Source organism: Xanthomonas cissicola, assembly GCF_008801575.1.
Classification (GTDB): domain Bacteria; phylum Pseudomonadota; class Gammaproteobacteria; order Xanthomonadales; family Xanthomonadaceae; genus Xanthomonas; species Xanthomonas cissicola.
This window is the reverse complement of sequence record NZ_VZPL01000097.1, coordinates 1-10,414: the sequence shown is the minus strand read 5'-3', so window position 1 is coordinate 10,414 and position 10,414 is coordinate 1. Positions and strand designations below refer to the sequence as shown.

At 64.6% G+C, this 10,414-nt stretch carries 9 protein-coding genes and 1 pseudogene; 8 read left to right on the top strand and 2 right to left on the bottom strand.

Annotated elements, in window-relative coordinates:
• The 4 genes and pseudogenes from F7R02_RS22640 to F7R02_RS22625 all read left to right on the top strand — a co-directional run.
• Positions 1-118, top strand: a pseudogene (locus tag F7R02_RS22640) (IS5-like element ISCARN85 family transposase); the annotation flags it as partial.
• A gap of 187 nt (positions 119-305) precedes the next feature.
• Complete coding sequence (locus tag F7R02_RS22635) at positions 306-3,482, top strand: efflux RND transporter permease subunit (RefSeq protein WP_078589741.1); 3,177 nt, start codon at positions 306-308, stop codon at positions 3,480-3,482.
• Positions 3,483-3,522: 40 nt separating this feature from the next.
• Complete coding sequence (locus F7R02_RS22630) at positions 3,523-4,254, top strand: SDR family oxidoreductase (protein WP_003483598.1); 732 nt, start codon at positions 3,523-3,525, stop codon at positions 4,252-4,254.
• Complete coding sequence (locus tag F7R02_RS22625; RefSeq protein WP_005925680.1) at positions 4,248-5,672, top strand: efflux transporter outer membrane subunit; 1,425 nt, start codon at positions 4,248-4,250, stop codon at positions 5,670-5,672. Before F7R02_RS22630 ends, F7R02_RS22625 begins: the two co-directional genes overlap by 7 nt.
• Positions 5,673-5,928: 256 nt before the next feature.
• On the opposite strand, the gene F7R02_RS22620 is transcribed toward F7R02_RS22625, so the two are convergent.
• A complete protein-coding gene (locus F7R02_RS22620; RefSeq protein WP_005919921.1) occupies positions 5,929-6,903 on the bottom strand; it encodes a GGDEF domain-containing protein in 975 nt (324 codons plus the stop codon).
• Positions 6,904-6,997: 94 nt separating this feature from the next.
• Here F7R02_RS22620 and F7R02_RS22615 point away from each other — a divergent pair, with 94 nt between their 5' ends.
• Entirely contained in the window at positions 6,998-7,303 is a 306-nt protein-coding gene (locus F7R02_RS22615) for a hypothetical protein (protein ID WP_078589740.1), read from the top strand.
• A 191-nt stretch (positions 7,304-7,494) separates the two neighbouring features.
• Here the strand turns inward: F7R02_RS22615 and F7R02_RS22610 are convergent, their stop codons facing one another.
• Positions 7,495-9,150, bottom strand: a complete 1,656-nt coding sequence (locus tag F7R02_RS22610; RefSeq protein WP_139370916.1) for a sensor domain-containing diguanylate cyclase — start codon at positions 9,148-9,150, stop codon at positions 7,495-7,497.
• A 199-nt stretch (positions 9,151-9,349) separates the two neighbouring features.
• On the opposite strand from F7R02_RS22610, the gene F7R02_RS22605 reads away from it, so the two are divergent.
• From F7R02_RS22605 to F7R02_RS26705, 3 genes are all read left to right on the top strand, one after another.
• Positions 9,350-9,598 (top strand): hypothetical protein, encoded by a 249-nt coding sequence (locus F7R02_RS22605; protein ID WP_003483612.1) that lies wholly within the window; start codon positions 9,350-9,352, stop codon positions 9,596-9,598.
• Between the two features lie 77 nt (positions 9,599-9,675).
• Positions 9,676-9,852 (top strand): hypothetical protein, encoded by a 177-nt coding sequence (locus tag F7R02_RS26520; RefSeq protein WP_167521091.1) that lies wholly within the window; start codon positions 9,676-9,678, stop codon positions 9,850-9,852.
• Positions 9,853-10,225: 373 nt separating this feature from the next.
• Positions 10,226-10,414, top strand: a 189-nt coding sequence (locus F7R02_RS26705) for a hypothetical protein (RefSeq protein ID WP_208789133.1), incomplete at its 3' end; no start/stop codon positions are given.

The following is a 10,414-nucleotide window of genomic DNA, read 5'->3' as shown; positions in this document are numbered from 1 at the left end:
ACTGTTCCGTCGCTTGAAAGGCTACCGCCGGATTTTCTCGCGCTTCGAGAAGCTGGATGTCATGTTCCTTGGATTCCTCAGCTTCGTCCTAGTCGTTGATGGGCTTCGGATGTGTTAACAGGCCCTAGCGATCGCCACGCGTGTTGCGCGCCGTCGCGCCTAGCTGGCGACGGCGTAACACCTGCAATGGCTGTACTGCTGTATCGCTGCATCGCAGCCCATGACTGCCGGCCTCGTCACCAGGTCGGCCCGGGCCCGCCGTGCCGCGCCGCCACCCGGCGGCAACCTCTTTCAGGACCATCCCAATGGACTTTTCCCGCTTTTTCATCGACCGGCCGATCTTTGCCGCGGTGCTGTCGATCATCATCTTCGCGGCCGGCCTGATCGCCATGCCGCTGCTGCCGATCAGCGAATACCCCGAAGTGGTGCCGCCGAGCGTGCAGGTGCGCGCGGTGTATCCGGGCGCCAACCCCAAGGTCATTGCCGAAACCGTCGCCACGCCGCTTGAGGAAGCCATCAACGGCGTGGAAAACATGATGTACATGAAGTCGGTGGCCGGCTCGGACGGCGTGCTGGTGGTCACGGTGACCTTCAAGCCCGGCACCGACCCGGACCAGGCGCAGGTGCAGGTGCAGAACCGCGTCAGCCAGGCGCAGGCGCGTCTGCCCGAAGACGTGCGCCGCCAGGGCGTGACCACGCAGAAGCAATCGCCGACGCTGACCATGGTCGTGCATCTGACCTCGCCCAAGGGCAAGTACAACTCGCTGTACCTGAGCAACTACGCCACCTTGAAGGTCAAGGATGAGCTGTCGCGCCTGCCGGGCGTGGGCCAGATCCAGATCTTCGGTGCCGGCGACTACGCCATGCGCATCTGGTTGAACCCGGACAAGGTGGCCGCACGCGGGCTTACCGCCAGCGATGTGGTCGCCGCCATCCGCGAGCAGAACGTGCAGGTCTCCGCCGGCCAGCTCGGCGCAGAACCCATGCCCAACAAGAGCGATTTCCTGCTTTCGATCAATGCGCAAGGCCGCCTCACCACCGAAGAAGAGTTCGGCAACATCGTCATCCGCAGCGGCAACAGCGGCGAGATCGTGCGGCTGAGCGATGTGGCGCGCCTGGAGCTGGGCGCCGGCAACTACACCCTGCGCTCGCAGCTGGACAACCAGAACGCGGTGGGCATGGGCGTGTTCCAGTCGCCCGGTGCCAACGCGATCGAATTGTCCGATGCGGTGCGCGCCAAGATGGCCGAGCTGGAAAGGCAGTTCCCGCAGGACATGGCCTGGTCCGCTGCGTACGACCCGACCGTGTTCGTGCGCGATTCGATCAGCGCGGTGGTGCACACATTGCTGGAAGCGGTGCTGCTGGTGGTGCTGGTGGTGATCCTGTTCCTGCAGACCTGGCGCGCCTCGATCATTCCGTTGCTGGCGGTGCCGGTGTCGGTGGTCGGTACGTTCGCTGCGTTGTACCTGCTGGGCTTTTCGATCAATACGCTGAGCCTGTTCGGTCTGGTGCTGGCGATCGGCATCGTGGTCGACGACGCGATCGTGGTGGTGGAAAACGTCGAGCGCAACATCGAAGAAGGGCTGAGCCCGCTGGCGGCGGCGCATCAGGCCATGCGCGAAGTGTCCGGGCCGATCATCGCCATCGCGTTGGTGCTGTGCGCGGTGTTCGTGCCGATGGCGTTCCTGTCGGGTGTGACCGGCCAGTTCTACAAGCAGTTCGCGGTGACCATCGCCATTTCCACGGTGATTTCGGCGATCAACTCGCTGACCCTGTCGCCGGCGTTGGCGGCGATGTTGCTCAAGTCGCACGACGCGCCCAAGGATGGCCCGTCGCGGTTGATCGACCGTCTGTTCGGCTGGTTGTTCCGCCCGTTCAACCGTTTCTTCAACACCAGCTCGCACAAGTACCAAGGTGCGGTGTCGCGTGCGCTGGGCAAGCGAGGTGCGGTGTTCGTGGTCTACCTGCTGCTGCTGGTCGGTACCGGTTTCATGTTCAAGCTGGTGCCGGGCGGCTTCATTCCGACCCAGGACAAGCTGTATCTGATTGCCGGTACCAAGCTGCCGGAAGGCTCGTCGCTGGAGCGCACCAACGAAGTGATCCGCCAGATCACCCAGATCGCGCTGCAGACCGACGGCGTGGATCATGCAATCGCGTTCCCCGGCCTGAATCCGCTGCAGTTCACCAATACGCCCAATACCGGCACGGTGTTCCTGACGCTCAAGCCGTTCAGTCAGCGCAGCCGCACCGCCGCGCAGATCAATGCGGAAATCAACGCGCGCATCAGCCAGATCCAGCAGGGCTTCGCGTTCGCCTTCATGCCGCCACCGATCCTTGGCTTGGGCCAGGGCTCGGGCTACTCGCTGTACATCCAGGACCGTGCCGGCCTGGGCTATGGCCAGTTGCAGAGTGCGGTGAATGCGATGTCCGGTGCGATCTCGCAAACGCCGGGCATGCAGTTCCCGATCGGTACTTATCAGGCCAACGTGCCGCAGCTCGACGCCAAGGTCGACCGCGACAAGGCCAAGGCGCAGGGCGTGCCGCTGACCAATCTGTTCGACACGCTGCAGACCTATCTGGGTTCGTCCTACATCAACGACTTCAATCGCTTCGGTCGCACCTATCAGGTGATCGCCCAGGCCGATGGACAGTTCCGCGATAGCGTGGAAGACATCGCCAACCTGCGCACGCGCAACGCCAACGGCGACATGGTGCCGATCGGCAGCATGGTCACGCTGGGCCAGACCTACGGCCCGGACCCGGTGATCCGCTACAACGGCTACCCGGCGGCCGACCTCATCGGCGAAGCGGACCCGCGCGTGCTGTCGTCCACCGAGGCCATGCAGAAGCTGTCCAGCATGGCGCCGCAGGTGCTGCCCAACGGCATGAACATCGAGTGGACCGACCTGAGCTATCAGCAGTCCACGCAAGGCAACTCGGCATTGATCGTGTTCCCGATGGCAGTGTTGCTGGCGTTCCTCGTGCTGGCTGCGCTGTACGAAAGCTGGACCCTGCCGCTGGCGGTGATCCTGATCGTGCCGATGACCTTGCTGTCTGCGTTGTTCGGTGTGTGGATCACCGGCGGCGACAACAACGTGTTCGTGCAGGTGGGTCTGGTGGTGTTGATTGGCCTGGCGTGCAAGAACGCGATCCTGATCGTGGAGTTCGCCCGCGAACTGGAAATGCACGGCAAGGGCATCGTCGAAGCCGCACTGGAAGCCTGCCGCCTGCGCCTGCGTCCGATCGTGATGACCTCCATCGCCTTCATCGCCGGCACCGTGCCGTTGGTGTTCGGCCATGGTGCTGGCGCCGAAGTGCGCTCGGTCACCGGTATCACGGTGTTCGCCGGCATGCTGGGTGTCACCTTGTTCGGCCTGTTCCTGACTCCGGTGTTCTACGTGGCGCTGCGCAAGTGGGTGACCCGTCGCGGGCCCGCGACACCGCCCGCAGTTGCGCACGATCACGCGCACGTCAACGCCTAAGCGCGTTGCTTCCCCCCACATACATTCGAAGGATTTACACATGAGCAACACCAAGATCGCATTGGTCACCGGCGCAACCCGCGGCATCGGCCTGGAGACCGTTCGGCAATTGGCCACCGCCGGCGTGCACACGCTGCTGGCCGGCCGCAAGCGCGACGATGCCGTGGCCGCCGCACTGAAATTGCAGGCCGAAGGCCTGCCGGTGGAGGCCATCCAGCTCGACGTCAACGACGACATCAGCATCGCCGCCGCGGTGGGCACGGTGGAGCAGCGCCATGGCCATCTGGACATCCTGATCAACAACGCCGGCATCATGATCGAGGACATGCAGCGCGCCCCGTCGCAGCAGAGCCTGGAGGTGTGGAAGCGTACCTTCGACACCAACTTGTTCGCAGTCGTCGAGGTGACCAAGGCCTTCCTGCCGCTGCTGCGTCGCTCGCTGGCCGGGCGCATCGTCAACGTGTCGAGCATCCTCGGGTCGCTGACCTTGCACAGCCAGCCCGGCTCGCCGATCTACGACTTCAAGATTCCTGCCTACGACGCTTCCAAGAGCGCGTTGAACAGCTGGACGGTGCATCTGGCCTATGAGTTGCGCGACACCGCCATCAAGGTCAATACGGTGCATCCGGGTTACGTCAAGACCGACATGAACGGTGGCGGCGGCGAAATCGAAGTGGAGCAGGGTGCGCATAGCAGCGTGCAGATGGCGTTGTTGGATGCACACGGCGCCACCGGCAGCTTTACCCATCTGGGAGAGGTGTTGCCATGGTAAGAAACGTCCTGAGTGTGGCCCTGGCCGCGCTTGTGCTCAGCGGTTGCGCGGTCGGGCCGGATTACCGTCCCGATCCGCCGGCGGCGGTGACGCTGCAAGGCGCGCAAGACCCGGCATACAGCGCACAGTCGCCGGTGGGCAACTGGTGGTCGCAGTTCGACGACCCGGTGCTGGAGCAGTTGGTGCGCGACGCCTTGTTCGCCAACCACGACCTGCGCATCGCCGTGGCGCGCGTCAAGCAGGCGCGCGCGGTGTTCGTCGAGCGTCGTCTGGATCAGGCGCCGCATATCACTGCGCAGGGCAGCTTCGATCGCCGCGAACAGCAGCAGGTGATCGCCGGCAATCAGCGCTTTCTGACCGAGCAGACCACGCTCGGTCTGGATGCGGCCTGGGAGCTGGACCTGTTCGGCCGTCAGCGGCGTGCATCGGAGGCCGCGCGTGCCGACCTGGATGCCGAGCAGGCCAACCTACAGGACGTGCAGGTCACCGTTGCTGCCGAAGTGGCGCGCAACTATTTCGAACTGCGCGGTACCCAGAAGCGGCTGGATGTCTCCAAGCGCACGCTTACCAACCTGCGCGACACCCAGAAGCTGACGCAGACGCGTTGGGATCTGGGGGCCGGCAGCGAGCTGGATGTGCAGAGCAGCCTGGCGCGGTTGAAGGCGATCGAAGCGGATATTCCGCTGCTGGAAACCGCCGAGGCGCAATATCGCCATCGTCTGGCTGTGTTGCTGGGTCAGCAACCCGATGCCTTAGATGCCACCTTGGCCGCGCGCGAGATGCCGGCGTTCGCGCGCCCGCTGCCGCTGGGCGATACCGCCGGCTTGCTGCGTCAGCGTCCGGATGTGCGCGGCGCCGAGCGCCGGCTGGCGGCAGCCACCGCGCAAGTGGGCGTGGCCACTGCCGACCTGTTTCCGCGCATCAGCGTGAGCGGGTTCGTCGGCTTCCTGACCGGCGACGCGGCCAGGTTGACCGAAGGCAACGCCAAGGCCTGGTCGGTCACCCCGTCGATCAGCTGGGCCGCCTTCGATTTCGGCACCGTGCGTGCGCGCTTGCGTGCCAGCAAGGCGCAGGCCGAAGGCGCGTTGGCGCAGTATCAGCAAACCGTACTGCTGGCGCTGGAAGACACCGAAAACGCGTTGATCGGCTATGGCCGCCAGCAGGCGCGTCTGGCCATCGTGGTGGAGCAGGCCAATGCCGCGCGGCGTGCCGAGCAGCTGGCGCAGATCCGCTACCGCGAGGGCTCGGAAGACTTCCTCACCCTGCTGGATGCGCAGCGCACCCAACTGGCTGCCGACGATGCGTTGGCGCAGGCCGAAGCGGCAGTGAATGTCGGCGTGGTCGGCGTGTACAAGGCGCTCGGTGGTTGGAAGCAGGACCAAGCACCCGCTGCACCGGTGGCCGTGGTCAATCGTTGAGCGATGCGTGCGGGGCGGTCAGTGGGTCGCCCCGCAGTTCTGGCTGCAGCGTCAGAGCCAAGCGGGGCGGTCGAACGTGTGCGGCTGATGGCTGGCGATGCTGGCCATGCATCCGACGCCATCAGTGCGCGCACCTCGGCTGACAGGCGCGCTACCGGCGCTTTCGTCAACCCCATCGCATTCGCGACCAATGCGTAACCCATCTGTCAGGTGTGTGTGCCTACGCAGACCCGGACGCTTACATGCCGCCAGGCGCTTATTCGGCAACCCGCACGCTGTCGCGTCCGCCGTTCTTGGCCAGATACAGCGCCGCATCGGCACGCGAAAACCAGTCCTGCCAATGCGTTTCGCCATCGTGGCGCGCCGCGCCCAACGAGACGGTGATGCGCCCGCCGGGTCCGCGCAAGCCGTTGCGTATCACCTTGCGCAAGCGTTCGGTGGCCGCTTCCAGTTCGGCCAGCGAGCCGGCACGCAGCAGCACCACGAATTCTTCGCCGCCAAAACGGAAGACCTGGTGCGGTTCGCGTACTTCGAAGCGCAGGATGGTAGCCAGATCCGAGAGCGCCGCATCGCCGGCGGCATGCCCGTACAGATCGTTGACCTCCTTGAAGTGATCCAGATCCAGGATGATCAGGCTGTTGAGCCGGTCGTGCGGTTGGCGTTGATCGATCTGGTGGGTCAGCGCACGTTCCAGCATGCGACGGTTGGGCAAGCCGGTCAGCGCATCCAGCGAGGCCAGTTCTTCCAGGTGCACGCGGTCGTCCTGCATCCGCAGCGAAAACGCGTAGCCCACCGCCAGCGTCACCAGCGTCACCACGATCGTCGACACGCCCTGGCCAGGGCTGGTAATCAAGCCTGGCAAGAACAACAAGGCGGCCAGCAGCGGCAAGCTCAACAACACCGCGCGTCGCGGCCCGCACAGGAAATAATTGGTGGCCAGCACCGGGAACAGCCAGGGCAGGGCGCCGTCGCCACCGGTCCAGCACGCCACCAGGCACCCGCCGACGTTGATCGACGCCAGCCACACGCCGCCGGCGCCGGTGTCTTCGGCACTGCGCATCTGCCAGCCGCGCCATACCGCGAGCACGCCAAGCGCGGCGGTGACCAGGCACGCAACTACCTGACCGGTCATGGCCAGGTACACCGCATAGAGGCAAAGCAACAGCGCGGTGATTGGCCCGAGCATCTTGACGATGCCGAGTCGAAAATCCCGCCGCAGGTGGAGGATCACAGGGAAGGTTCGATAGGAGTCGGCATCATTATCGGCGGAGTGCGGTCAAAGTTGAGCGTGCCTTCATCGCCGCAACGGGTAGGAAAGTGAAGCGTTGCAGCGCAAGGCTTCGCACATCCTTGACGGCGTTGCCGCAAACGTATCGTTTTGGTTGTCGGAGTCTGCCATGCCCACCCGCGAAGAACTGGCCACGCGCCTGGACGCGTTGCAGGAAGAGTTGCCCAAGTTGTCGGCAGATGAAGATGCGGATTTCGACTACCTGGATTTTCAGGCGCGTGCCGAAGCGATCCTGAGTAGCGCCGCGCAGGACGATGCCGTCTATGTGCGCACGCGTATCGACGGCATGCTGGCCGGTGCGGGCCTGATCCCCACCGACGACGCGGGCCACGCCTGCGGCTGAGGCCTCGTCTTGGCATGAGCGCATCTGCTTGAGCGTTTGTCGCTGCAATGCGCGCGCCGGCGAATGATCCGAGCATCTTCGTTAGGCGCTCGCACCCGGGTTAGCCAAGCGCGCGCGATGCGGATCTGAGCGTCGACTGCGCGACACAGGCCTCTGCGACAGACCGCAGCAGCACGCCCGGCTGCTTGCGTTCAGGCCACGGATGCAAGCCCATCCGCGCTCACGACCTGATTGCGGCCACCCTGTTTGGCGCGATACAGCGCCGCGTCCGCCCGTTGCAGCAACGAGGCCACGGTGCTGGCGTGAGCGGGAAAGCTGGCCGCGCCGAACGAGGCGGTGACCTTCGGCAGACAGACGCCATCGCCCATGACCTGCAGGGACTCGATGCCGGCGCGCAATTTCTCCGCCATCATGCACGCGGTTGGCAGATCGACTTCGGGCAGGATGATCGTCAATTCTTCGCCGCCGTAACGGCAGCAGATGTCTTCGCCACGCGTCTGCGCCAGCAACAATTCGCCAATGGCCGCCAGTACGCGGTCGCCGCCGCTGTGCCCGTGCAGGTCGTTGAACCGCTTGAAGTGATCCACATCCAGCATCAGCACCGACAAGGGCAGTTCGCGGCGCGTGCAGCGCGCCAATTCGTGACTGAGGGTTTCTTCCAGATAGCGGCGGTTGTACAGGCCTGTCAGCGGGTCGCGGATCGATTGCTGGCGCAGCGTTTCGCGCAGGCGCAGGTTGTGCAGCGCCAAGGAGAGTTGTTCCGCTGCCGCCTCGGCCACGGTCAACGAGGCAAGATCGTCAGGGTCTTCGCTACGCAATGCCAGCATTCCCAACTGCGTGCCCTGCGCCGATAGCGGAATACAGGCCGTGGCCGCATGCGCCGGAAGGTTGACGCCGGCATGCTGGCACAGCATGCCCTGGCCGGCGTCCATCACCACATGGGTGCGGTCGCGGCGCAGCGCCCAGCAGTTATCCGGCGCGATGCTGGCACTGGCGTCGTCTGCCATCTCGCCCCAGGCGACCACCTGTTCGGCGCGATCGCGCGAGGCGCGTAGCAAGTAGACCGCGCCGGCAGCACCGGGAATCAGCGGTGCAATCGTGCGTGCAGTGATTTCCAGCGCTTCTTCGGCATCGCGGCAGTTCTGCAGCAACCCGGAGTAGCGTGCCAGCGCCTCCAGGCCAGCGGAGGTGCGTTCGAGTGCGGCAAACGACTCGATCAGGCGCTCGCTGGTCCGGCTGGCGTCGTCTTCGGCACGCGTACGCCGTTCCAGCTCGCGCGACAACAAGCGGTAGGCCAGCAGCATCACCAGCAAGCCACTGGCAATGCCGATCACGGTCACCCACAGCACCCACTGTGCGCTGCGAGTGGTGGCTGCGTTGCGCCGGATCAGTTGCTGCCGCTCCAACTCCGTCATGGTCTGCACCTGGCGGCGCAGCGATGAAGAGGTCTGGAACACCCCGCGCGCGATGGCAGCACGCGCGCCATCCAGGCCTTGCTTGCGATAGCTATGCAATAACTCGTCGATCTGCACCAGGCGCGCGTCCACCAAACGGCTCAGCACGACCACATTGCGCCGCTGCGTCGGGTTGTCCTGCACCAGGGCGTCGAGCCGCACGATGCGCTCGGGCAGGCGGCCGATCGCATCGGCATACACGCCCAGAAAGGCCTCGTTGTCGGTCAAGACATAACCGCGCGCCGACGATTCCGCCGACAGCATGCCCGCCTGGATCTCGTCGATGCTGGCAATCACTTCCTGCGTGTGCGTCACCCAGCCGGCGTCCGACAGCGAACGCTGCGTCGTGAGATACCCGCCCACGCCGATCAGGACAAAGATCAGCCCGCCCACCAGCAAGGCCCCGGCAGCGCGACGTTTGGTTCTTTTGGTCAACACCGCGTTCCCCCGGCACGATTGTCTGGTCGAGGCCGATGCAAGCTGCGTGCCTATGCTCCACTTCGCTTGCCGAGTCAGCTGGCAGACGGCACATTGCCCCCGGCCGTAGCGTCGTGGCGGTATGCTGGCAAGCAGTCACCGAAAAGGGCGCCCGTTGGTCATTTTTCTAGGCAATTACCAGCTCACCTGTCATGCCGCCAAAGGCGATACCCCCGCCCATGGCTGGGTGGCCGGCTGGGATATCGCACAGATCGGCATCGGCCGCGGCGCGAACTTGGCAGGCGCTGCGCTGTCGTCGACCTTTCCCGACCATCGTAGCGCCATGGCAGCCGCCCGCATTGCCGGCATGGTCACGCTGGAAGCCATGCACGCCAAGGCGCAAGAGCAGCGCGAGTACGCCTGAGCGACAGGTCTGACGGCTGGCACGCGATTTGCTCCGATCTGATCAGGGCGCCGTCGAGCGTTTCTGGAGCAAGTGCAATGGAAGAGCCCAATGAAAGCGCACTGGCGTTGCTGCAACACGAAGCAAGCGCGTTGCTGGCCTTGTTCGATCAACTCCGCGGCGACGCCGCCCCGCGGTGTGCAACTGCCGACGACTTGGCAGGCGCCCTGGTTCGTCGCGATGAGCACGAACATGCCGCGCGCGTCACTAACTGACGCAGTGCGTGCAGTCTGCATCGGTCCTTCGCAATCTCCAAAGCCTGGACCTCTGCATCGGGGAATCCCGGCCTTGGCCGTTTTGGTCATGAGTCCTTCCCCAAGTTCCATGGCAATGTCCATAGAGAGAGCGCGCTCGCCTTGGGATCCGACGGTCAGCTGATCCATGGGTGTGTCATAGATCGTGGGGTACTCCATGGAGCCAAGCACGGCGCAGTGGGGGTTTCGCCAATGCGAGACTCTGAGCAGGTAGCTCTCTTCCACCGAGCGGCTGATCGTCTCCCCTAGGGCCGCTCGTCATCCGCCCAAACGGGCCGACTCCTTCGTGTAGAGGCCCCGGCGACGCAGCAAACAGCGCAGAGTGTCCGGGATCATGGAGGTCAAGCGCGCATTGCGCAGTGCACGCGCACAAGCGGCATGGCCGAAGAATAATTCGTCGTCCCTGAAAAACCCCTGTCAAACCTCCATTGCCATGTTTGCGAGCCGCATAGTGCTTGAGCACGTTGAGGAACGCTCCCGCACCACCTGCAACCAGGCACGCAAAAAGGCGATCCAGCGCAGC